Raw genomic sequence first — 22,707 nt, 5'->3', positions numbered from 1 at the left:
GCGCTGTCGTAACTGCGGCGTGAGAGTCAATGTCTAGAAGAAATCGTACGCGCCGCCGTATCACGGAGCCATGGCGTGATTGGAAGGGAGACTCCGTGCCAAGTCCGGCAATGATGTTCGGTCCGCCTCCGCGGGTGACCATACCCCCGGCCCTTGAGACCGAGGCCGCGCTGCTCGCCCATCTTGGCCTCTCGTCGGCTGAGCTCAAGCGCATCTGGTGGTTCCGTCACCGCATGTATCGCGATTTCAACATTGCGAAAGGCGCTGGCAAGCTGCGGATCATCACCGCGCCGCAGGACCGCCTGAAGCATCTGCAGCGCAGGATCGCCGATCTGCTCACACCGATGTACAGGGTCCGCCACCCGGTGCACGGCTTTGTTGCGGACAAGTCAGTGAAGACAAATGCCCGCTCGCATGTGAAGAGCAAATTTGTCCTCAATCTCGACATCAGGGATTTCTTCGGAGCGATCACCGAGAACCGCGTCGAGGGGCTCTTCCGATCGCTGGGGATCGATCGCCGCGTTGCCGAGATTCTCGCTCGCCTTTGCTGCAACCAAAACCGCCTGCCGCAAGGGGCGCCGAGCAGCCCGGTCATCTCCAACATGGTCTGTTTCCGGCTCGACAAGGAATTGCTGGCGGTGGCGAAGGCGACGCGCTGCATCTATACGCGCTACGCCGACGACATCAGCTTTTCGAGCTACAGGCCGCTGTCCGGCCTGTTCGAGGCGGCTCTGCCCCCGACGGGAAATGTGTCGCCCGATTTGCTGTCGACGGACTTGCGGTCGGCGTTTGAAACGAATGGCTTTGCGATCAATCCGGAAAAGGCCCATTATGCCGACCGGCATTCGCGCCGGATCATTACCGGCGTGCGTATCAACGAAGGCCTCAATCTCGACAGGCGCTTCATCCGCAATCTGCGTTCGGGGCTATATTCGATCGAGAAGCTGGGCGAGACCGCCGCTGAAGCCAAATATCACGCCAAGCATGGGGGGACAGCGAGCCTTGAAAGCCATCTTCGCGGCAAGCTTAGCTGGCTCAGCGATATCAAAGGCGCGTCCGATCCCGTTTTCCGCAATCTTGCCAAACGCTTCAACCTGCTGTTTCCAAAAGCGCCGATCGGTATCGAGCCGACACCAGCCGAAGTGCGCGATCGCGCCGTATGGGTGATCGAACATTCCGGACCGAAAGGCCGCCAGGGAACCGCCTTCTTCCTCAAGGACTACGGTCTGGTAACCGCAGCGCACTGCGTCAGTGAAGCGAGCGAGCCAATCATCGTCTATCATCCGTCGCGGCTTTCGAACAAGATCCCGGTAACCGTCGCCAAGACCTGCCCCCACCGCGACCTTGCCATTATTGCGCATGCTGTGCCGCCGAATGAATATTATGAGCTTGAAGTCACGGAGAAACCACCCGCTGTAGAGGACCATGTGACGTCGGTCGGATATCCCCAGTTCGGATTTGGCGACCGGCTCAACGTCCGGAAGGGGACCGTGAGCTCGCTCCCCGTAAAGCACGCCGTTCAGCAAATAGATGTCGGCATTCGGATTACCGAGGGAATGTCGGGCGGCCCCTTGCTTGCCGAAGACGGGAAGGTGATTGGCATCAACCACAAGGGCGGCATCGATGAGGATCGCGATCTTGCCATCCACATCCAGCAGTTGGTGAAGTTCGCCAGCGAATGAGCGCAGATTCCCGGCGTTCGTTGGAAGGCTCTTTCGCGCAGTAGTAATTCCACCGGCACCGTCAGTCTCCAACAGCGTGAGGCGACCAGGCTCCGGAATAGTTCGCTCCCAGCCTGCCGGAAGTTTCCGGGCTGTCTTCGGCATTCCCGTTGCTGCAGGCGCCGGTTTGGCCTGATTTTCCGCGAGGCGTCGGGAGGGGCGATACGGTCTTGCCGGGATGCCGCGCTACCGGCTCTGGACGGGCCGTATTCCTCCATCGCGACGAACGGCATGCAGGCCCCGAAGTGCAGATTGTCGCAGGCTTTCCCATAGAGCAATTCGGCCTGCGCGCTGTCCCGCGGCACGCCGCGGCCCTGGGCATGTATCTCGGCGAATGCCTGCAGCCGTCTCCATCCTCATCGTCGCAGCCCTTCTGATAAAGTGCCTGTGCCTTGGCAGCGTCCGCGGCAACCCCGACCCCGAGCTCGGTATAGACCCCAAGACGGTAGCAGCCGTCGCCCCAACCGAGCGGCGAACGCAAACATTGTGGCAGCTTTCAGGATACCGGTCGCTATCATCCGATGGCTGGATCGAGGCGCGAAGCTGACGCAGGAACGACGCTGCCGCAAATCTGTGATTGCTATGAGCTTGCTGATGCAAGCGAGCCTACGCTCGCTCCGGTCAAAAACTCTCCAGAACTGAGGGATCTTTCGAATGCCCAAGTCCGCAAGGCCTCAGCTAAAGAAGTCTTGTAGCCAGATTAATCTAAGTCATTGAAAAATGGTGCACCCGACTGGATTCGAACCAGTGGCCCCCAGATTAGGAATCTGATGCTCTATCCTGCTGAGCTACGGGTGCGCCGCGGTTCGTGTAGCGGCGCAAAAGGCACAGCGTCAATCGGCGCGGATCAATTCGCCGTTTCGGGGGGAACCACCGGCACCAGCAAAGGCATCGCGGCAATGCCGTCGTCGCGCAGGGCTTGCACCTCGTCGGGCGAAGCCTGTCCGTGGATCAGATCCTCCGCCGCGCGTCCTTCGTGCATCGCACGGGCGGCGTCGGCAAATTCACGGCCGACCCAGCGCGATTGCGGCAACATCTCGGCCTGCTTGGCGGCAATATCGGCCAGCAGCTTGCGCACCATTTCGGGCGATACCTCTTTACCTGCGGTCGATTCGGGGGGCGCCGCAACGGTCAGTTGCTGGTTCGATTTCGCGCCCAGCCGCGGCGCCATCACCGCCTTTGTCACCGCATCGTCGCCGCACACCGGGCAGTTGATCAAGCCGCGCGCCTGCTGTTCGGCAAAGCTGTCGCTGCTCGCGAACCAGGCCTCGAAGCGGTGATCGCCGGCGGCGCAACAAAGATCGAAAACGATCAAGGTCAGCCGAGCCCCAGCATGGGATCAAGCCCGCCGCGCGCATCGAGCGCAGCCAGGTCGTCGCTGCCGCCGACATGTTTGCCATCGATGAAAATCTGGGGGACGGTGCGCGCGCCGCCGGTGCGCGCGACCATCGCATCGAACCCGGCGCGATCCATCGTCAGGTCGATTTCCTCATAGGCCACGCCCTTGCGATCGAGCAACGCCTTGGCCCGCGTGCAATAGGGGCAGAAGAATTTCGTAAAAACTTCGATCTTTGCCATGCGGCTATCCTGTCATCTCTTGACCCGTCATATCGGAATCCAACGAAGCAAAGTCAAATATGTTGCTGGTCATCAGCGCATCGGGGACGACCCTGGCCCAGGCAAGCGCGGACACGCGGGAAGCGCCGCTGCGGCGAAGCGTCCGCGCCGCCGCGCGCAGCGTGGCTCCGCTGGCGTGCACATCGTCTACCAGCACGACGTGGCGTCCGGCGGCGCGCGCCTTGGCATCGGGGGTCAGCGCAAACGCCCCGGTGACGATTCGCTCGCGCTCGCGCCGCGCCTTGCCGCGCAGGGATGCCGTGGCCTTGACGCGCAACAGCAGGTGGTGGTCGCGCGCCGCGCCGGTCAACCGCGCCAGTTCGTCCACAACCAGCGCCGCCTGGTTGAACCCGCGCGACCACAGCCGCCAGCGGTGCAACGGCACGGGCACCAGCAGGATTGCGTCGGCGTCGCCCAGCGCCGCGAGCTGCCGGGCCATCAACCGCGCCATCAGCCGCGCATGGCCCGTCCGCCGCCCATATTTGAGCCGCAGCGCCACGGTCCGCGCCACGCGGCCATAGGCAACGGCGGCCGGCGCGCCCTCGAACGGCGGGGGACTGGCAAGGCACGCGCCGCAGGCGATCGGGCCGCCCGGCAAGGCGGTCGGCAGCGGGATCGAACAGCGCGAACAGCTTGGTCCGTCAAGAAAATCGAGCGACGACCAGCAATCGAGGCAAAACTGGCGGTCCTCGCCGACGATGACGCCGCAGCCGGGGCAGCGCGGGGGCAGCGCATAATCGACAATCGCCCGCGCCGCCGCGCGCAGCCCGCGCGCCAGTTTCCCGGCCACCGCCCCGTCTGTTTCGACATCCCCCGTCGCACTCGCCATCATCGACTTGTGTAGCATCGCCGGGGACGGCACAAGCAGCGCATGTCGCAATCTCCTCGCCCGCTTTTTTCCGGCGGCCGCCATCGCGCCCAGCGCGACCGCATGGCGCGGCTGCCCGCATCGGCCAATTTTCTGGCGCCGATCATCGCCGAAACGCTGCTCGACCGGCTGGCGATGGTGACGCGGGAATTTCGCCGCACCTTGCTGATCGGCGCGCATGATGCGGCGCTGGTCCAGCATTTGCGCGCGATCGGCACCGAACTCACCATCGTCGAAGCCGCACCGCGCCTTGCCGCGCAAACCCGGGCGATTGCGGTGGAGGCCGATGCGGTCGACCTGCCCTTCGCCAGCTTTGACCTGATCCTGTGGCCCGGCGGGCTCGACAGCGTCAACGACGTGCCGGGCGCGCTCGTCCGTCTTCGTGCGCTGCTCGCGCCCGACGGGCTGCTGCTCGGGGCGTTCGTTGGCGACGGCAGCCTGCCGCGGCTGCGCCGGGCGGTGATGGCCGAAGGCGTGCGCTCGATCGCGCGGCTGCATCCCCAGATCGACCTCGCGGCGACGGGGAATTTGCTCCAGCGTGTCGGTTTCACGCTGCCGGTCGTCGATGTCGAGGCGCTGACGGTGCGTTATGGCGACTGGTTCGGGCTGGTTCGCGACCTGCGCGCCGCCGGCCTGTCGAGCCGCCTCGCCCCCGCGCCGCCGCCGTTGACGCGCGAAGAGGCCGCGCGCATCGCCGCCGCCTTCGCCGCGCACGCCGATCCCGATGGCCGTATCGGCGAGGCGTTCCGGATCGTCCATTTCAGCGGCTGGGCGCCGCATCCCGATCAGCCGCAACCCGCGCGGCGCGGCAGCGGCACCGCCTCGCTGGCCGACGCGCTGAAACCGAAAGACCAGGGTCGGGACCCTTAGCGTCGGAATCCTAGATCAGCGCCTCAAGCAAGCCGATCAACGGCGTGTCGGCGGGCGGCATGGCAAGCCCGTGCAATTCGACCGGGCGCACCCAGCGCAGCGCGCTGGCGTGCCGCGCCACCGGCGTCCCGCGCCATTTCCGGCACACATACAGCAGCAACAGCAAATGTTTGTCGCCCAATGCTTCGCTGGCAAAACAGGCGGGCGCGAGGCAGGCATGGTCGACGTCGATCGCCAGTTCCTCGTCCAGTTCGCGGATCAGCGCCGCTTCGGGCGTTTCGCCGGGTTCGAGCTTGCCGCCCGGAAATTCCCACAGCCCGGCCATCGACAGGCCTTCGGGGCGCTGCTGGACAAGCAGTCGCCCGTCGCGATCGACCAGCGCCGCAGCGGCGACGATCAGCGGCATTTTTGGCGGTTTTCTGGGGCGGAGACGGACAAATTGTTAACCTTCCTATGCGAATAAAACGACCCTCGGGAACTATAATTTTAGTCAGGGGTGGAACAATGCGAAGCTTTTACAGGCTGATGCGGTCGACCAGGGCCGCCACAGCCGTCGAATATGGGCTGATCTTGGCGCTCATATTCTTGGCGGCCGTCGTCGCGATTGGCAATGTCGCCAACGCCACGAACAATATGTGGAACAAGGCGTCTTCCGCAGCCGAAACACATATGTAACGCCGCGGCGGCTGTCCCTTTTCAGGACGGCCAGCGGACCAGCAAACCGCGGCGTCCATTAAGATTTTCAAAACCTATTCGCCTTAAACCACCGATTGTTGACCCAGACCAGACCGTCAACAGGGTAAGTGAAATCAGGAGACCAGTCATGAAGTTCATCAAAAAGTTCGTCCGCGACACCAAAGCCGCGACCGCCATCGAATACGGCCTGATCGCCGCTCTGATCGCCGTCGCCGGCATCACCGCGATGGGTGCCGTTGGTAACGGCGTCAGCAACACCTTCAACTCGGTTTCGGCTGAGCTGGACTAATCGTTGCTGCTACCGCGCCTTCGGGCGTGAGCAAAAACGGAAGGGCGGTGGAGCGATCCACCGCCCTTTTTCGTATCCGCTACGCCGTCAACGGCTGGCATAGACCACGATCTTGACCTTCTGTCCCGGCGTCAGCCGGCTGGACGCCGTCAGGCGATTGAGCACCTGGAAACGTTCGGCCTGATAATTGCTATAGGCCATCCGTCGCGCCAGGCTCGCCATCGTGTCGCCGCGGCCGACGGTTACGACATCGATGCGCCGCGGCTTGATCGCCGCCGCCTCGGCCGTGCTCAATCGCCGGACGCTGCCCAGCATCGAATTGAACACGCCGCCGCCGCCCGCCTTGGTCAGCGTGACGAAGTGGAACGCGCTGCTTCGCGAAAATTCATAGGCAAAGACGGTGACGTCAACCTGCCCCGACTGGCTGTTGACGCGCGCGGTCGAATAGGATGCCGGGATGCCGTTCACCGTCGTGCGCTGGATCGCACCGGGGCTGACCTGGGTGTTGCCTGCCACGGCCTTGAACGCCGCGGCGATATAGGCGTTCATGTCGCCGCGATAGGGCCCGGTCGAAAATTGCGCCTGTCCGCCGTTGCCGCTGACCAGCACCGCGTCGGACCCGTTCTGCATCCCATAACCGTTCGGGACGGTGAAGCGGAGCCGCAGGTCAGGATGCAGGAAATCGCGCCCCTCGACCACGCCTTGCGCCGGGTCGTCGCCATACAGAACGCCATCGACCGAGGTCAGGAAAGCCGCCGCGTTGCGATTGCCGCCGCGGCCGCCGACCCGGTTCGCCAGCGTCTGGGCGTTGCGAACGCGCGAGGCAGGATCGGGGTGCGTGCTCGCCCATTCGGGCAGCGATCGCGCGTCGCCGCCCGACAGGCGCGCGTCGAGCGTCGTCTGGTTGGCGAGGCTCGCCAGCATCGTCGACAGCGCAAGCGGGTCGTACCCCGCACTGCGCAGATATTGGACGCCAAGCTGGTCGGCCTGCAATTCCTGGCTGCGCGAAAAGCCCAATGTCGCCAGCTGCGCGACCTTCAGCGAATTATTCTGAAGCAGTCCGCCGAGGCCGCCGAGCAGCCCGCCATTGTCCCCGATCGCTCCGCCCAGCACCGCGCCCAGTACGCCAAGTATCTGGTTGCGCGTCGCCGCCGACTGGCGCTTCTTGCTGTGCTGCGCCGCGACATGGCCGACCTCGTGCCCCAGCACGCCGGCCAGTTCGGCCTCGTCGTTCATCAGCGCCATCAGCTGGCGCGTGACATAGACATAACCGCCGGGGATCGCGAACGCGTTGTTCACCGGCGAATTGAGCAGCGTAACGGTAAAGTCGCTCGGGCTGCGCGACAGCCCCGACTGGACCGCGATATTCTGCCCGATACGGTTGACATAGGACGCCTGCGGACCGCTGTAAGCGCCGCCAAATTCCTGGAGCAGCTGCGGATGGGCCTCATCGCCCTGCTTGCGCTCGGTGGGCGAGATATTGGTCTGGGTCTTGATCGCCTTCAACTGCGCGTCGGCAGCTCCGGTGACGGCGATGCCCCCCATCGCCAATGCTGCGGCCAGCGTTTTTCCGGTTTTCCAGCTCATCCTATGCCTCCCATTTGCCTCTTTCGGTCATGGATATCCCCATCATGCGTCAAGGCAAGCCGGCATCGAAATGCGGCTGCCGATTTCAGGAGGGGAACGCCATGACCGGCGATCGGGTTCCGACGAAAAAGGGTCTAAGCGCGCCCCATCGCAAGGAATTTTTCCTCGCGCGCAGCGAGCAGGCTGTCGCGCGAAAGCCCCGAAAGCGCGTCCAGTTCCTGGGCAATCGCTTCGCCCAGCGCCGCGATCGCGGCATCGGGCGCCCGATGCGCACCGCCGACGGGTTCGGCCACGATCCGGTCGATGATCTTGATGCCGAGCAGGTCCTGCGCCGACATCTTCATCGCCGCCGCGGCATCGGCCGCCTTGTCCGACGTGCGCCACAGGATCGACGCACAGCCTTCGGGCGAAATCACCGAATAGACCGCATGCTCGAACATCAGCACGCGGTTCGCTGCCGCGAGCGCGATCGCACCGCCCGAACCGCCCTCGCCGACGACCGCGGCGACCATCGGCACGCCGAGCGCCAGGCATTGTTCGGTCGAGCGCGCGATGGCTTCGGCCTGGCCGCGCTCTTCGGCCTGGATACCGGGAAAGGCGCCCGAAGTGTCGACGAGCGTCACCACCGGCAGCCCGAAACGGTCGGCAAGCTGCATCAGGCGGATCGCCTTGCGATAGCCCTCGGGCTTCGCCATCCCGAAATTATGCTTCATGCGCGAGGGGATATCGTCGCCCTTTTCGTGGCCGATCACCATCACGCGGCGGCCGCGAAAGCGTGCGAGTCCGCCCAATATCGCCTGATCGTCGCCGAATTTGCGATCACCGGCGAGCGGCATCCAGTCGTCGAACAGCCCCGCCACATAATGTTTGAAATGCGGGCGGTCGGGATGGCGCGCCACCTGCGTCTTTTGCCACGGTGTCAGCTTGTTGTAGATGTCGCGTAGCATTTTCGAGGATTTATCCTCGAGCCGTGCGATATCGTTGTCGATGTTGAGCGACGGATCGTCGCCCATTTCGCGCAGTTCGGCGATCTGCCGATCGAGCGCCGCGACCTGTTTTTCGAAGTCCAGAAAGGCTGTCATGCGAAGTCGCTAGGCCGAAGGCGGCTTGAGGTCAACGCCGTCGAACTGCGCCAGCGGGTGGCGCCGGTTGACCAGCTCGACCAGCCGGCGGCTGTCGACATGCGTATAGATTTCGGTCGTCGCGATGTCCGCATGACCCAGCATCAGTTGCAACGCGCGCAAATCCGCCCCGCCTTCGAGCAAATGGGTGGCAAATGCGTGGCGAAGCACATGCGGACTGACCGAGGCCGGGTCGATCCCTGCGCGCGCCGCGAGTTCGCGCAGCATCTGGAACAGCCGCACGCGCGAGACATGCCCCTTTCCCGATGGGAACAGCCACGGCGACCCATCGGCGACAAGCGGCAACCAGCGGTCGAACGCGTCGCGCGCGCGCGCCGACAGCGGCACCAGCCGTTCCTTGTCGCCCTTGCCGCGCACGATCAGATATTCGCGTTCGCCCGCGACGGCGCGGCGCGGCAACGACACCAGTTCGCTGGCGCGCAGTCCCGACCCATAGAGCAATTCGAGCAATAGCAGCATTCGCACCGCCGCCGTGGGGGGCGCCGCGCCTCCGGCCTCCTCGCCCGCCTGTTGGAACAATTGCTCGACATCGCCGTGGGTCAGGATGCGCGGCAGCGGGCGCCGCGTCGTGGGCCGCGCGATATCGAGCGCCGGATTGTCTGCGCGCTCGCCCTCATCCTCCAGAAAGGCGAAGAACTGGCGCAGCGCCGACAATTTTCGCGCCGCGCTGCTGGCGGCAAGCGACTGGTAATCCGCCATTAATTTGCGCAGATCCGCCACGCCCGCATCGCCGAGCGGGCCCTTGACCCATTCGGCCGCCTGTTCAAGGTCGCGGCGATAGGCGGCGAGCGTGTTGCGCGACGCGCCGCGCTCGGCCGCCATCATCTCCAGAAACCGATCGATCAGGGCGCCATCAGACATGGCGCGGCCCAAACATTACGGCGTCAGACACGCACCAGCGCTTCGGCGGCAATCATCCGCGCTTCCGGCGCCAGGCCGACCTCGCGAAGCGCGCGGACGATATGATAGAGATGATAGGGCGGCACCTTGGCCCATTCGCCCTGCATCCCTGCCGCCGCAAGCAGCGCAACCATGCCCGGCTCGCGTCGCTCGGCCGCCGCCATGATCGCGCGCGACCAGCGGGTCTGCTTGCCCAGGTCGACGCCAAGGTCGCTCGCCGCGGCCGATGCGGCCTCGGCATCAAGCCGCCCCAGCCCCGCAAGCCCCGCGAGCAGGAATTTCGAGCGCAGCGTTTCGGCGCTGTCATCATCCCCCGCAAACTGGTCGACCGCGCCCGCGCTCATGCCGGTCAGCGGCCGCGGCGATCCGACCGCAAGCACGCCCCACGCCCGGCTTCCGACCGAAACCGTGGGCACCCACGCCAACGCATTCTCGTCATAACCCGCCGCGAGCATCGATCCCAAAAGCTGCCAGGGATCGTCGCCGACGGCGGTGCTCGTCGGCAGCGCGGCTGCGGCGCGCGCCGTCGCGACCATCGCCGCATAGCTTTGGGTCGGCGTGCCGCCCGCGCTCCACAATCTCTCCATCGCGGCATAACGATTGGCGCCGGTTGCCAGGCGAAAGGCGCCGCGAAGCTGTTCGGTTTGCGCCAGCAGCGTTTCGGCAGGCTCCTCTTCGCTGGCCGCGGCGCTGAGCAACGACACATAGGCCTCGCTCGACAGGACGCCGCGCGCCGCCGCCTCGGGCGCCGCAGCAACGCGGTTCGCCATGTCGGTCATCGGCGCGAGCACGGTCCAGCCCTTCATGTAAAAGGGAGCGGACGTGCGCAGCGTTTCGGGCACCGGGATCGCGGTGGCGGTCGCCATGCCAAAGCGCCAGCTGGTCAGCCGGTCGATATCGGTCCACTCGATCGTCGTCGATCGGCGCCCTGCCCCGGTCGCGCCGAGCACGCGTTCGGCGAGCAATATGTCGAAGTTGGAAATTCTGCCGCTCGACCGGACCCGGCCGATGGCCCAGCCCGCGGGACCGGCTTCGCCCGACAGGCCGGCACAGATCGCCGCCGACAGGCGCCACGCCTGTTCGTCGCCATGCGCCAGCCCCGCGGGGACATAGGGGCACATGCCGGCGGGATCGGCATTGGCAAGATAGGCCTGTTGCGCCGCGGCGACCAGGCGCGGGCTGGCTCGGTCATAATCGACCGACTGCACGATCCGCCGCGCGGTGATCGATTCGCCCATGCGGAGCAGCAACGACGCGCGATCGGCGGCCAGGTCGGCACCGTTGATCGTATCGGGCGTATCGATGGCCGATGCCAGCGAACGGCGGAGCAATATCTGTCCCCAGCGCGACGCGAGCTGACCGCTGGTCTTGCGCATGATCGCGGCCGCATATTGTCCGCGCACGCCAAAGGCGTCGGGGGCAAGGCCGCCCGTTTCGGGGGTCAGCGGCCCGATGCGGGTCAGCAGGCGGCGCGCGCCGGGCGGCAGGTCATATTTCAGCCCGCCCGATGCGACCTCTTCGTCTTCCTCGGCCTCCTCGCCCGCTTCGGTCGGATCGGTCGCTGTCGTCGGGGCGCCCAGGGTCGGCGCGACGGGAGGCGGGGTCGCGCCATTCTTCGGCGCCGCCCCCGTCGTCGGTGCCGGGGTGGCCGAAGGCGTGGGCGACGGCCGCGGCGCGGGCGTGTCGGCGGGGGCACCGAACCCTTCGGGCAACAGCGATTCCTGGGCGAGCGCAGGCAGCACGATCACGGCGGCCATCGCGGTTCCCGACAGGCCCAGCACGAGCGATAACGTCATCTTCTTCATTGCGTCGCGCTTTCGGCCATCCTGTCGGTCACGTCTACCTCAATCATCTCCGGCCCGATCGGCCATCGCGTCACCCGGCGGCCCGTTCCCGAACCATCTCGCGCGGACAATCCCATGTCCGCCGTTCGTCCCCCGTCGCGCAAAACCATTGTCCCGCGCGGGATGGTCGGTATAGCCGCGCGCACCATGTCGCGAAACCCGAAAAGCCCCCTTCCGGCTATCCCTGCGTCGATCCGCGATCGGTCGATCGTGCTCGTCGGGTTGATGGGGTCGGGCAAATCGACGATCGGGCGCCGCCTCGCGCAGCGGTTGGGGATGCGGTTTGCCGATGCCGACGATGAAATCGAGCGCGCCGCCGACATGACGATCTCCGACATTTTCGCACGGTTCGGCGAAGGGCATTTCCGCGACGGCGAGCGCCGGGTGATCGCGCGCCTCCTTGCCGGCAAGCCGATGGTGCTCGCGACCGGCGGCGGTGCCTTCATCAACGACGACACGCGCGCGCTGATCCTGCAGCGCAGCCTCTGCATCTGGCTCGATGCCGATATTGCGACGCTGGTCGACCGCGTCGGGCGCCGCAGTCATCGCCCGCTGCTCAAGAACCGCGACCCCAGCGAGGTGCTGCGCGAACTGGCGGCGGTGCGCAATCCCATCTATGCCGAAGCGCATTTGCGCGTCAGTTCGGCAAGCACGCCGCACGACCACACGGTGCGCGCGATCCTGGAGGCATTGTCGCAATGGAAAGCCTGACTGTCGAACTGGGGGCTCGCAGCTATCCCATCCTGATCGGCGACGGGTTGCTTGAGGCGATCGGCGGCCACGTCGCACCGCTGCTCAAACGTCCGCGCACGATGATCGTCACCGACACGCATGTCGCGGACCATTATCTGCGGCGCGTCGGCGTCGCGCTCGGCAACGAGGGGGTTTCCTTTTCGTCCTTTGTCCTGGAACCCGGCGAGGCGACCAAAAGCTGGGCTGGCCTCGCGCGGCTCACCGAATGGCTGATCGGCGAAGGGGTCGAGCGCGGCGACCATGTCATCGCGCTGGGCGGCGGCGTGATCGGCGACCTCGTCGGGTTCGCGTGCAGCATCGTCAAACGCGGCTGCAATTTCATCCAGGTCCCGACCACCCTGCTCGCCCAGGTCGACAGCAGCGTCGGCGGCAAGACCGCGATCAATGTTCCCGCGGGCAAGAATCTGATCGGCGCCTTCCACCAGCCCGCACTCGTCGTCATCGACCCGACGACACTCGCTACGCTGCCGCGTCGCGAACTCGGCGCGGGCTATGCCGAAGTGGTGAAATATGGCCTGATCGACGATGCCGATTTTTTCGCCTGGTGCGAGGCGAACGGCGCAGCCCTCCTCGCGGGCGACAGCGCGGCGCGTGCCTATGCGATTGCCCACAGCGTCGCCGCAAAGGCGCGCATCGTCGCCGCCGACGAACGCGAGACGCAGGATATCCGCGCCCTGCTCAACCTCGGCCACAGCTTCGGCCACGCGCTCGAGGCCGAAACCGGCTACTCGGACCGCCTGCTCCACGGCGAAGCGGTTGCCGCGGGCATGGTGCTCGCGCATCAATTCTCGGCCGCGAACGGCCTCTGTCCTGTGGGCGACGCCGAACGGGTTCGCGCCCACCTTGCCAGCGTCGACCTGCCGCACAGCCTCGCGAGCGCGGGCGTCAACAGCGACGGCGCGACGCTCGCCGCGCATATGGCGCACGACAAAAAGGTCCGCGGCGGCAAGCTGCCCTTGATCCTGACGCGCGGTATCGGCCAGAGCTTTGTGACCGAGGATTATGGCCTCGATGCGGTGGCGGCGTTTCTGGACAGCTAGGCCGCCATCGCCGCTCCGGGTTTGATCGGCGGTCCATGACGTCAGCGCCGTGGTGGTTCCCCGATCAGGTCGACATGACGGGGTGTCGAGAAACGACCGGAAGCGGACATAAGATCCTCCCCACCCCAAAGAGGACGCCACGCCGATCGCCGCTAGCCCTCACCGGTCAGCCCCATCGCCTCATTCTCTTCGCGCGCCGCTTTCGCCGCCTGCCGCTTGCGCCGGTATTTTTCGAGCACGCTGTCGGCCTCGCGCCCGCCGCCCGGCTTGAACCGATGGTCCATCCCCGCCGACAGGTCGCCCTCGTCGAGCTGCGCCTGAAGCCGCGTATCGTCAAGGTGGCGCAGCGTCGATTCGACATCGTCCATCTCGCTCGGGTCGACGTCGAGATAGCGCAGCGCCGTCAGCCCCATCGCGACCGAACTTTCAAAGACTTCGCGCACGACCGTATCGACGCCCGACCCGTCCAATGCGAGCTGCTGGCGGCGGTCGAACACGCGCATCAATATCTTGGCATTGGGGAACGCCTCGACGATCGGCTTCAGCGCCGCCGCGTCGACCGATGCATCGTCGATACAAAAGATGATCAGTCGCGCTTCCTCCGCGCCCGCCCGGCGAAGCAGGTCGATGCGCAGCCCGTCGCCGAAATAGACTTTGGTATCGAAGCGGCTCGACAGTTCGATCTGGCTCGGCTTCTTGTCGATCAGCGTGACCGAACAGGCGACGCCGTGCAGCATCTGCGACACGATCTGACCAAAGCGGCCATAGCCGACGACGATCGCCGAACCGCGCGGCGCGCCTTCGGGGTCGTCAAGATCGGGCTCATCCGATCCCGGCGCGAATTCAAGGTTGCGCGCGAACAGCATCAGGAACGGGGTCGTCACCATCGACAGCGTCACGACCGCACTGAACAGGCTCGCCGCCTCGGGCTCGATCAGCAGCGCGTCGGCCGCCTGCGCGAACAGCAGGAAACCGAACTCGCCGCCCTGACTGAGCAGCAGGCCCAGCCCCAGCGCCACCGGCCAAGGCTTGCCGAACAGCCGCACGATCAGGGTCAGCACCACCACCTTGACCGCAACGAGCCCCAGCGCGAGGCCCAGGACGAGCAACGGGCGCTCCATCACCGCGCCGACGTCGAGCACCATGCCGACGGCAAGGAAAAAGAGGCCAAGGAGGATCAGGCGAAAGGGTTCGACGTCGGATTCAATCTCGTGGCGATACGGCGAATCGGCCAGCATGACGCCCGCGATAAAAGCGCCGAGAGCCGTCGACAGGTGCAGGCTGTGCATCAGCGCCGCACTGGCAAGGATGGTCAGCAGGCCGACGATGACGAACAGTTCGCGCTCGCCATAACGGCCGATGATCCGCAGCAGCGGATTGACGATGAAACGTCCGGCGAGGACCAGCACGACGATCGCCCACAAGGTAAAAAAGGCCATCTGCCAGCCAGGCGGTGCCGAGGGGTCGGCGGGCGCGCGCGACAGGACGGCGACGATCGTGATCATCGGGACGATCGCGAGATCCTGGAACAGCAGGATCGAAAAGGCCTTTTCACCAAAGGGCGAATTGATCCGGCCCGAGCTTTTGAGGCCGGGAAGCACCTGCGCGGTCGACGACAGCGCGAGCGGCAGGCCGAGTGCAAGCGACGCCGCCGGGCTGAAGCCGAGCGTCAGGTGGATCAATCCGGTCAGAATCAGCCCGGTCACAACGACCTGTGCCATGCCCAGACCGAAAATCGCGCGGCGCATCTGCCACAGCCGCCCCGGCGACAGCTCAAGCCCGACAAGGAAAAGCAGGAAGGCGATACCGAGTTCGGCGAACGCCAGCTTCGACTCGCCGCCGCCGACAAGACCCAGCCCGTGCGGCCCCACGATCGCCCCGGCGATCAGATAACCCAGCACCGCGCCCAGGCCGAGCCGGCGGAAGATCAGCACGAACAGCGTCGCGACGCCGAGCAGGATCGCGCCTTCGATCAGCGCGGTATCGGTTACGGTTTCCGCCGCCTTCTCGGCGGCCTCGGACGCCGCCGCGGTCAGCGCCAGCAGCGTCATGCCGCTGCCGCCTGATCTTCGAGCGCGGCGATGGCAGCGTCGAAGGGCAACAGGATCGCACCATGGCGTGCCGGATAGTCGCGTGCCGGGGCGAGCAGGTCGAATCCCGGCCAGTCGGGCAGATCACCGGCGCCCGCGAACCAGTCGGCGATGGCCGCTCTTGCACCGCGAATTTCCGCCAGGCCCAGCCCCGGCGCGTGGCGCGCCAGCAGCGCCGCCGAGGCCTGCCCCAGCGCGCACGCCTCGACATGCATGCCCACGCGCGACACATGGCCGGCCGCGTCGGTGTCCAGGTCCAGGATGATCGCGCTGCCGCACAGCGGCGCGCGCTTGCTCACCCGGTGGCGCGCATCGGCGAACGGCAGATAGTCGGCGGTCGCGACCGCCAGCGCCAATATGTCGCGGTTATACAGCGGCGCGTTCATGGCTTGTCGGCCTTGGCCGCCTCATTCTCGGCCGCACGGGCCTGCGCCCTCCGTTCGGCGATCACCTTGCTCATCGCCGCACTCGTCGCATTGAGCGCCGGGTAGGTGCGGCTGTCGGACATCCAGGCGGGCCGCTGCGCGTTGCCATAGCCGATGTCGTAAAGCAGCGTGATGAGCAGGAAACCTATCGAGGCGATCAACAAGCCCTTCACGGCCCCGAACCCGGCGCCAAGCCCACGGTCAAATCCGCCGACGAACGACGCGCGGCTTCGCTGCCCCATCGCGCGCGATCCCCATTTGGCGAGCGCGAAGACGCCGCCGAACAGCAGGACGAAGGCGAGCATCGCCGCGCCGCCCTCTCCTCCGACCCAGCCGGCCAGCATGTCGGTGACCAGCGGGTGAAAGAAGCGCACGGCCGCAATGGCAAGAATCCACGCGAGCAGCGTCGTCACCTCTTGCACAAGGCCGCGCGAAAAACCGAGCACCGCGCCGCCGCCGACAAGGGTCAGCACAATGATATCAAGAGCGGTCAGACTTCCCATTTCCCGGTCGCTAGTCGCGCCCGAGCATCAGGTCAACGAGTTCACCGAGACGGCCGAATCCGGTGACCGAGATTCCGCCGACCGGCTTCATGCCCGCCGGCCCCCACCCGCGCGAAAAACCCAGCTTCGCGGCCTCGCGGAGGCGCAGCCCATCGTGCGACACCTGCCGCACCTCGCCCGAAAGCGACAATTCGCCGAATACGATCGCGTCGGCGGGCACCGGCCGCTCGCTGAACGCCGAGATCAGCGCCGCCGCAACCGCCAGGTCGGCGGCGGGATCGGTCAGGCGGTAACCACCCGCGATGTTGAGATAAACTTCGGCGGCGCCCATCTGGAGCCCGCAGCGCGCCTCCAGCACCGCAAGCACCATCGCGAGTCGTCCGCTGTCCCAGCCGACGACCGCGCGCCGCGGGGTCGCCCCGCTTGCGAGGCGGACGGTCAGCGCCTGCACCTCGACGAGCACCGGACGGGTGCCTTCGAGTGCCGGAAACACCACCGATCCCGGAACGTCGCGGCTGCGGTCGGTCAGGAACAGGCTCGACGGATTGGCGACTTCGCCCAGCCCGTCTTCGCCCATCGCGAACACCCCGATCTCGTCGGTCCCGCCAAAGCGGTTCTTCACCGCGCGCAGGATGCGATATTGGTGGCTGCGCTCGCCCTCGAACGCCAGCACCGTATCGACCATATGTTCGAGCACGCGCGGCCCCGCGATCGTCCCGTCTTTCGTCACATGGCCGACCAGCACGATCGCCGCGTCGCTGTCCTTGGCATAGCGGATCAGTTCCTGCGCCGACGCCCGCACCTGGCTCACCGTCCCCGGTGCGCTGTCGATCAGGTCGCTGTGCATCGTCTGGATCGAATCGATCACGACGAAATCGGCGGTCTGTCGATCGAGCGTCGCCAATATGTCGCGCACGGACGTCGCGCTGGCAAGCGCGACCGGCGCATGGCCCAGCCCCAGCCGCTGCGCGCGCAATCGCACCTGCGCCGCGGCTTCCTCGCCGCTGATATAGACCACCGACTTGCCCGCCTGGGCCAGTCGCCCCGCGGCCTGCAACAACAGCGTCGATTTACCGATCCCCGGATCGCCGCCGATCAGCGTTGCCGATCCCGCGACGAAACCACCACCGAGTGCGCGGTCGAACTCCGCAATCCCGCACAGCATGCGTTCGGGCATTTTGCTTTCGGCATTCAGCGTTTCGAGCGCGATCGTCCGCCCGCCTTTGCTCAGGTCGTGCTTGGCCGAAAACACGGTCTCGCCCGCCTCCTCGACCAATGTATTCCATTCGCCGCAATCGGCGCACTGTCCTTGCCAGCGGTAGGTAGCCGAGCCGCAATTTTGGCAGACATATTGACGTTTTGCTTTGCCCATGCGGTTCGCATAATGCGAACAAATATGGAACGCCAGCCCTTTCCCTCTTTCGTCACCCTGACTTGATCCAGCGTGACGAAAGAGGGGTAGTGACGGTTCATATTTGACGCGCGTTGCTCTAGGGCGGACCCCAATCCCGAATCACCTGCCCGCAAGGAAGCCCGCGCCATGAAATTCTTCGCCGACACCGCCGAAATCGCCGACATTCAGGAACTCGCCGCGACGGGCCTGCTCGACGGCGTCACCACCAACCCGTCGCTGATCGCCAAGTCGGGACGCGACTTCAAGGAAGTAACGAAGGAAATCTGCGCGCTCACGACCGGCCCGGTCTCGGCCGAAGTCGTCGCACTCGACCATGAAACGATGATGAAGGAGGCCGAAATCCTCCGCAAGATCGCCGACAATGTTTGCATCAAGGTGCCGCTGACGATCGACGGTTTGAAGACGTGCAAGGCGCTGACCAGCGACGGCACGATGGTCAATGTCACGCTCTGCTTCTCGGCGGCACAGGCGCTGCTTGCTGCCAAGGCGGGCGCGACCTTCGTCTCGCCCTTCGTCGGTCGCCACGACGACAATGGCTTCGACGGCATGCAGTTGATCTCCGACATCCGGTTGATCTACGACAATTATGGCTATGAGACCGAGATCCTCGTCGCCAGCGTCCGCCACGGCATCCATGTCCTCGAAGCCGCGAAGATCGGCGCCGACGTGATGACGGCGCCGCCGTCGGTGATCAAGGGGCTGTTCAAGCATATCCTGACCGAAAAGGGCATCGAGGGCTTCCTGGCCGATTGGGCCAAGACCGGGCAGTCGATCTGAGCCCAACAGAAACAAGCCATGTGCACCCGCGAAGGCGGGTGCACATCATCCGGCGGCGCCATTTTGAACCGACCGGAGATGGGTCCCCGCCTTCGCGGGGACACACGATATAATCGCTGCATACCCTTTCCAGTTGACGTAAACGTCAAGTCATCGCGATACTCCCCGGAAAGGGAGAGATTCGCGATGACCGACACCACCATCCTCACCGAACGACGCGGCCATATCCTGATCGTCACGATCAACCGGCCCGAGGCGCGCAACGCGGTCAACGCCGCGGTCCATGTCGGCATCGGCCACGCCTTGGAAGAGGCCGAGAATGACCCCGAAATCCGCGTCGTCGTCATCACCGGCGCCGGCGAAAAGAGCTTTTGCGCCGGCGCCGACCTTGTCGCGCTGTCGCGCGGCGAAAGCCTCTACCCCGACGATCCGGCGCAGCAGGCTTGGGGCTTCGCGGGAATGGTTTCGCACCCGATCTCGAAACCGATCATCGCCGCGGTCAACGGTTTCGCATTTGGCGGCGGCTGCGAAATCGCGCTGATGAGCGACATCATCGTTGCCGCCGATCACGCGCAATTCGGGCTGCCCGAGGTCAAGGTCGGGCTGTTCGCCGCGGCGGGCGGCGCGTTCCGCCTCGCGCAGCAACTGCCGCGCAAACTGGCAATGGAACATATGCTGACCGGCGACCCCATCCCCGCCACGCGCGCCGCCGAGTTCGGCCTCGTCAATCATGTCGTCCCGCTCGCCGACCTGCTTCCCGCCGCGATCGCGCTCGCCGAAAAGATTGCCGCCAACGCGCCGCTGTCGGTGCAGGCGTCGAAGCGCGTCGCGCTTGGTATTCAGGATGGACGTATCGCCGCCGACGCGCCCTATTGGGAACAAAACACCATTGAACGCAGTGCCCTGATGCGCAGCGAGGACGCGCGCGAAGGGCCGCGCGCCTTCGCCGAAAAGCGCAAACCCGAGTGGAAAGCGCGCTGATATGGCCCAAGGGACCAAGATGACCGATCCCGAGCGCATTCCCGTCATCATCGGTGTGGGGCAGGTCAACGATCGCCCCGACGACCCCGACCAAGGGCTGGATTCGCTCGAACTGATGGTCGCGGCGTTGAATGTCGCGGCCGCAGACGCAGGCATCCCGCTCGCCGACCTCGACAGCCTGGCGATCGTCGACCAGATCAGCTTCCACCATCTCGGCAAGCTCTGCGATCCGCTCGCCGCCGCAATCGGGGCGAATCCCGCGATCAACTATCAGTCCGCCGCACCGCATGGCGACACCCCGGTGCGCTTGCTCAACGAGGCGGCGAACCGCATCGGCGCGGGCGAGGTCAGGCTTGCCGCCATCGTCGGCGCCGAGGCGCTGCGTACCGCCGCGGGGCGCGCCGCCAAGGCGGCGAGCGGCGAGGACAAAAGCTATAATGCGATCCGCAAGGTCGCGACGCGGCGCGAACCCGATTATGCACAGAAGCACGGCCTTGCCGCGCCTGTCGATGTTTACCCGCTCTACGAGAATGCGACGCGCGCTGCATGGGGCGAAAGCCTGGAGGACGCCCAATTCGAAAGCGCCGAAATCTGGTCACGTTTTTCGCAGGTCGCCGCAGAAAATGACGGCGCTTGGATTCGCAAACCCGCCAGCCCGGCCGACATCCTGAGGATCGACGAACGCAACCGGCCGATTGCCTTTCCTTATTCAAAGTTGATGGTCGCGAACTCGTCGGTGAACCAAGGCGCGGGTTTCATCGTCGCCAGCCTTGCCGAAGCGTGGCGTCGCGGCATTGCCGAAGACCGCCTGATCCATGTCGGCATGGGTGCCGCCGCCAAGGAACCGGCCAGCATCCTCCGCCGCGATCGCTACGACGGCAGCGTCAGCATGGAGACATCGATCACCCGCACGCTCGAACTGAACGCGATGACCGCCGCAGATTTCGATTTTGTCGAACTTTACAGCTGTTTTCCCTGTGTTCCCAAGATGGCACGGCGCATCCTTGGCTGGCCGTGGGATCGCCCGGCGACCGTGTTCGGCGGCTTGACCTTTGGCGGTGGCCCGATCGCCAACTACATGAGCCATGCGATCGTCTCGATGGTCCACAAGCTGCGCAGCGAAGGCCGCTATGGCTTCCTCTTCGCTAATGGTGGTTTTGCGACCGACAATCATTGCATCGTCCTTGGCAACAAGCCGATCGCCGCAGCGAGCTTTCCCCAGGATTTCGATTATCAGGCCGAAGCCGAAGCCAAACGCGGCCCGGTGCCCGAACTGGTGGAGGATTATGCCGGGCCGGCGACGATCGAAAGCTATACCGTGTTTTACGGTCGCGACGGCGCGCCGAAGGCCGGCGTGGTGGTAGCGCTCACGCCGGAGGGCAAGCGCACGCTCGCCCATGTGGACGTCGGCGATGCCGCGATGCTTGCGTTTCTTACTGACGGAAAGCAGGAGCCGGTCGGCTCCGCCGGGCAGGTGATTGCGCTCGACCAAGGCTTCGGCTGGCGCATAGCGTAGTCTCCCCTCCCGCTTGCGAGAGGGGTCGGGGGAGGGCCCGTTCCGAAACCGAAGTGCAGGACCGCGACATGCCCGCCCCTAGCCCCCCCGTGAACGGGAAGGGAACTACAAGTCGAAACTCACGCCCTGCGCCAGCGGCAGCGCGTCCGAATAATTCACCGTATTCGTTGCGCGCCGCATATACTGGCGCCATGCGTCCGACCCGCTCTCGCGTCCGCCGCCCGTTTCCTTCTCGCCGCCGAACGCCCCGCCGATCTCGGCGCCGCTCGTGCCAAGATTGACGTTGGCGATGCCGCAATCGCTTGCGACCAGGAACCGCTCGGCTTCGCGCATGTCGGTGGTAAAGATCGCCGACGACAGCCCCGCCGCGACGTCATTGTGCAACCGGATTACCGCGTCCAGATCGGTATAGCGCATGACATAGAGGATCGGCGCGAACGTCTCTTCCGACACCGGCCCGACCTGTCCCGGCATCTCGACCAGCGCGGGGCGGACATAAAAGCTCGCGCCCTCACCGACGCGATCGCCGCCGTGAACGACACCGCCCGCCGCACGCGCCGCGGCGAGCGCGTCCTGCATCGTCTCATATGCTGCGCGGTCGATCAGCGGCCCGACGAGCACCTCGTGTTCCAGCGGGTTGCCGACACCAACGCTGGCATATGCGGCCTTCAACTGCGCGACGAAACCGTCATAGACGCGATCGTGCAGGAACAGGCGCCGCGTCGTCGTGCAACGCTGTCCGGCGGTTCCCATCGCGCCGAACGCAACCCCGCGCAGCGCGAGGTCAAGGTCGGCCGATGGCGTGACGATGACCCCATTGTTGCCGCCAAGCTCCAGAATGGCCCGCGCAAAGCGCGCGGCGAGCCGCGGCGCAACGGCGCGGCCCATGCGCGTCGATCCCGTCGCCGACACCAAGGCAACACGGCTGTCGTCGACCAGCGCCTCGCCCGCCTCGCGCCCGCCGATCAGCAGCTGCGACAAGCCTGCGGGTGCGTCGCCGAAGCGCGCCACCGCGCGCTCGAAAATCGCCTGCGTTGCCAACGCCGTAAGGGGGGTCTTTTCCGATGGTTTCCACACCACGCTGTTGCCGCATACCAACGCGATCGCGGCATTCCACGCCCACACGGCGACCGGAAAGTTGAACGCCGAAATCACCCCGACGACGCCGAGCGGATGCCAGACCTCCATCATCCGGTGCCCCGGCCGCTCGGTGGCGATGGTGAGACCGTAAAGCTGACGCGACAGGCCGACGGCATAATCGCAGATGTCGATCATCTCCTGCACTTCACCTGCGCCTTCGGACGGGATCTTGCCGGCCTCGATCGTCACCAGCTTGGCAAGATCGTCCTTCGCGGCGCGCAGTTCCTCGCCCCACAGCCGCACCAGTTCGCCGCGCCGCGGCGCCGGAACTTCACGCCAGGCGCGGAAGGCAGCGGCGGCCTGATCCAGCGTTTCGTCGATCGCCGCGGCATCCGCCACCTGCACCATGCCCAGTTGTTCGCCGGTCAGCGGAGTGACCGAAGGCATCGACCCATCGGTCCATGACGCACGTTCGACGCCTAGCCTGTCGAGGATTTCACCAGCCACGCGGCCCAGTTGAAGCATAAAACGTCCCTTCATAAGCGCGTGAGCGCCTTGCAACTTGTGGCCCGCGGGTTATCGCTTCGCGCTAAC

At 65.6% G+C, this 22,707-nt stretch carries 21 protein-coding genes and 1 tRNA gene; 8 read left to right on the top strand and 14 right to left on the bottom strand.

Translation table 11 applies throughout. The features are described 5' to 3' along the window. Nucleotides 1–134 precede the first annotated feature (134 nt). Nucleotides 135–1,682 carry a reverse transcriptase domain-containing protein gene (locus A3E77_RS01185; RefSeq protein ID WP_293643074.1) on the top strand — a complete coding sequence of 516 codons (1,548 nt, stop codon included), beginning with the start codon at nucleotides 135–137 and terminating at the stop codon, nucleotides 1,680–1,682. A gap of 760 nt (nucleotides 1,683–2,442) precedes the next feature. Here the strand turns inward: A3E77_RS01185 and A3E77_RS01180 are convergent. The 4 genes from A3E77_RS01180 to A3E77_RS01165 all read right to left on the bottom strand — a co-directional run bounded on the left by A3E77_RS01180 (nucleotide 2,443) and on the right by A3E77_RS01165 (nucleotide 4,185). Then, nucleotides 2,443–2,519, bottom strand: a tRNA-Arg gene (locus A3E77_RS01180). A 49-nt stretch (nucleotides 2,520–2,568) separates the two neighbouring features. Continuing rightward, nucleotides 2,569–3,036 carry a DUF1178 family protein gene (locus A3E77_RS01175; protein WP_293643073.1) on the bottom strand — a complete coding sequence of 156 codons (468 nt, stop codon included), beginning with the start codon at nucleotides 3,034–3,036 and terminating at the stop codon, nucleotides 2,569–2,571. Nucleotides 3,037–3,038: 2 nt separating this feature from the next. Next, the gene (grxC, locus tag A3E77_RS01170) at nucleotides 3,039–3,299 is read right to left on the bottom strand and encodes a glutaredoxin 3 (RefSeq protein WP_293643072.1); all 261 of its coding nucleotides are present in this window, start codon (nucleotides 3,297–3,299) and stop codon (nucleotides 3,039–3,041) included. A 4-nt stretch (nucleotides 3,300–3,303) separates the two neighbouring features. Then, the gene (locus A3E77_RS01165) at nucleotides 3,304–4,185 is read right to left on the bottom strand and encodes a ComF family protein (protein WP_293643071.1); all 882 of its coding nucleotides are present in this window, start codon (nucleotides 4,183–4,185) and stop codon (nucleotides 3,304–3,306) included. Between the two features lie 24 nt (nucleotides 4,186–4,209). On the opposite strand from A3E77_RS01165, the gene A3E77_RS01160 reads away from it, so the two are divergent. Further along, nucleotides 4,210–5,076, top strand: a complete 867-nt coding sequence (locus A3E77_RS01160; RefSeq protein WP_293643070.1) for a class I SAM-dependent methyltransferase — start codon at nucleotides 4,210–4,212, stop codon at nucleotides 5,074–5,076. 10 nt (nucleotides 5,077–5,086) lie between these two features. On the opposite strand, the gene A3E77_RS01155 is transcribed toward A3E77_RS01160, so the two are convergent. Then, nucleotides 5,087–5,482 (bottom strand): (deoxy)nucleoside triphosphate pyrophosphohydrolase, encoded by a 396-nt coding sequence (locus tag A3E77_RS01155; protein ID WP_293643069.1) that lies wholly within the window; start codon nucleotides 5,480–5,482, stop codon nucleotides 5,087–5,089. A gap of 417 nt (nucleotides 5,483–5,899) precedes the next feature. Between A3E77_RS01155 and A3E77_RS01145 the strand changes: the two genes are divergently transcribed. Next, nucleotides 5,900–6,061, top strand: a complete 162-nt coding sequence (locus A3E77_RS01145) for a Flp family type IVb pilin (RefSeq protein ID WP_293643067.1) — start codon at nucleotides 5,900–5,902, stop codon at nucleotides 6,059–6,061. Between the two features lie 87 nt (nucleotides 6,062–6,148). Here A3E77_RS01145 and A3E77_RS01140 read toward each other — a convergent pair whose 3' ends face one another. The 4 genes from A3E77_RS01140 to A3E77_RS01125 all read right to left on the bottom strand — a co-directional run bounded on the left by A3E77_RS01140 (nucleotide 6,149) and on the right by A3E77_RS01125 (nucleotide 11,495). Then, nucleotides 6,149–7,648: a M48 family metalloprotease gene (locus tag A3E77_RS01140; RefSeq protein WP_458574396.1), complete on the bottom strand. Its 1,500-nt coding sequence runs from the start codon at nucleotides 7,646–7,648 to the stop codon at nucleotides 6,149–6,151. Between the two features lie 134 nt (nucleotides 7,649–7,782). Next, nucleotides 7,783–8,730 (bottom strand): acetyl-CoA carboxylase carboxyltransferase subunit alpha, encoded by a 948-nt coding sequence (locus A3E77_RS01135; protein WP_293643066.1) that lies wholly within the window; start codon nucleotides 8,728–8,730, stop codon nucleotides 7,783–7,785. 9 nt (nucleotides 8,731–8,739) lie between these two features. After that, nucleotides 8,740–9,651 (bottom strand): tyrosine recombinase, encoded by a 912-nt coding sequence (locus tag A3E77_RS01130; protein ID WP_293643065.1) that lies wholly within the window; start codon nucleotides 9,649–9,651, stop codon nucleotides 8,740–8,742. A gap of 23 nt (nucleotides 9,652–9,674) precedes the next feature. Beyond that, a complete protein-coding gene (locus A3E77_RS01125) occupies nucleotides 9,675–11,495 on the bottom strand; it encodes a hypothetical protein (protein ID WP_293643064.1) in 1,821 nt (606 codons plus the stop codon). A gap of 186 nt (nucleotides 11,496–11,681) precedes the next feature. On the opposite strand from A3E77_RS01125, the gene A3E77_RS01120 reads away from it, so the two are divergent. Both A3E77_RS01120 and aroB read left to right on the top strand, forming a co-directional pair. Then, nucleotides 11,682–12,245: a shikimate kinase gene (locus A3E77_RS01120; protein ID WP_293643063.1), complete on the top strand. Its 564-nt coding sequence runs from the start codon at nucleotides 11,682–11,684 to the stop codon at nucleotides 12,243–12,245. Then, the gene (gene aroB, locus A3E77_RS01115; RefSeq protein WP_293643062.1) at nucleotides 12,233–13,327 is read left to right on the top strand and encodes a 3-dehydroquinate synthase; all 1,095 of its coding nucleotides are present in this window, start codon (nucleotides 12,233–12,235) and stop codon (nucleotides 13,325–13,327) included. Before A3E77_RS01120 ends, aroB begins: the two co-directional genes overlap by 13 nt. A gap of 152 nt (nucleotides 13,328–13,479) precedes the next feature. On the opposite strand, the gene A3E77_RS01110 is transcribed toward aroB, so the two are convergent. From A3E77_RS01110 to radA, 4 genes are read right to left on the bottom strand one after another with little or no spacing between them, the layout of a single operon-like run. Continuing rightward, nucleotides 13,480–15,378, bottom strand: coding sequence for a cation:proton antiporter domain-containing protein (locus tag A3E77_RS01110; RefSeq protein ID WP_293643061.1), 1,899 nt, complete (start codon nucleotides 15,376–15,378; stop codon nucleotides 13,480–13,482). Next, nucleotides 15,375–15,803 carry an iron-sulfur cluster assembly scaffold protein gene (locus tag A3E77_RS01105; RefSeq protein WP_293643060.1) on the bottom strand — a complete coding sequence of 143 codons (429 nt, stop codon included), beginning with the start codon at nucleotides 15,801–15,803 and terminating at the stop codon, nucleotides 15,375–15,377. Before A3E77_RS01105 ends, A3E77_RS01110 begins: the two co-directional genes overlap by 4 nt. Further along, nucleotides 15,800–16,345 (bottom strand): CvpA family protein, encoded by a 546-nt coding sequence (locus tag A3E77_RS01100; protein ID WP_293643059.1) that lies wholly within the window; start codon nucleotides 16,343–16,345, stop codon nucleotides 15,800–15,802. Before A3E77_RS01100 ends, A3E77_RS01105 begins: the two co-directional genes overlap by 4 nt. A gap of 10 nt (nucleotides 16,346–16,355) precedes the next feature. Next, nucleotides 16,356–17,717, bottom strand: coding sequence for a DNA repair protein RadA (gene radA, locus A3E77_RS01095; RefSeq protein ID WP_293643058.1), 1,362 nt, complete (start codon nucleotides 17,715–17,717; stop codon nucleotides 16,356–16,358). A gap of 168 nt (nucleotides 17,718–17,885) precedes the next feature. Between radA and fsa the strand changes: the two genes are divergently transcribed. From fsa to A3E77_RS01080, 3 genes are all read left to right on the top strand, one after another. Next, nucleotides 17,886–18,536 carry a fructose-6-phosphate aldolase gene (gene fsa / locus A3E77_RS01090; RefSeq protein WP_293643057.1) on the top strand — a complete coding sequence of 217 codons (651 nt, stop codon included), beginning with the start codon at nucleotides 17,886–17,888 and terminating at the stop codon, nucleotides 18,534–18,536. 186 nt (nucleotides 18,537–18,722) lie between these two features. Beyond that, a complete protein-coding gene (locus A3E77_RS01085) occupies nucleotides 18,723–19,517 on the top strand; it encodes a crotonase/enoyl-CoA hydratase family protein (RefSeq protein ID WP_293643056.1) in 795 nt (264 codons plus the stop codon). Between the two features lie 19 nt (nucleotides 19,518–19,536). Further along, a complete protein-coding gene (locus A3E77_RS01080; RefSeq protein ID WP_293643055.1) occupies nucleotides 19,537–21,033 on the top strand; it encodes an acetyl-CoA acetyltransferase in 1,497 nt (498 codons plus the stop codon). Nucleotides 21,034–21,138: 105 nt separating this feature from the next. Here A3E77_RS01080 and amaB read toward each other — a convergent pair whose 3' ends face one another. Further along, nucleotides 21,139–22,638, bottom strand: a complete 1,500-nt coding sequence (amaB, locus tag A3E77_RS01075) for an L-piperidine-6-carboxylate dehydrogenase (RefSeq protein WP_293643054.1) — start codon at nucleotides 22,636–22,638, stop codon at nucleotides 21,139–21,141. Nucleotides 22,639–22,707: the final 69 nt, after the last annotated feature.

Source organism: Sphingopyxis sp. RIFCSPHIGHO2_12_FULL_65_19 (genome assembly GCF_001830555.1).
Classification (GTDB): Bacteria; Pseudomonadota; Alphaproteobacteria; order Sphingomonadales; family Sphingomonadaceae; genus Sphingopyxis.
This window is presented reverse-complemented; position numbering and strand designations above follow the sequence as displayed.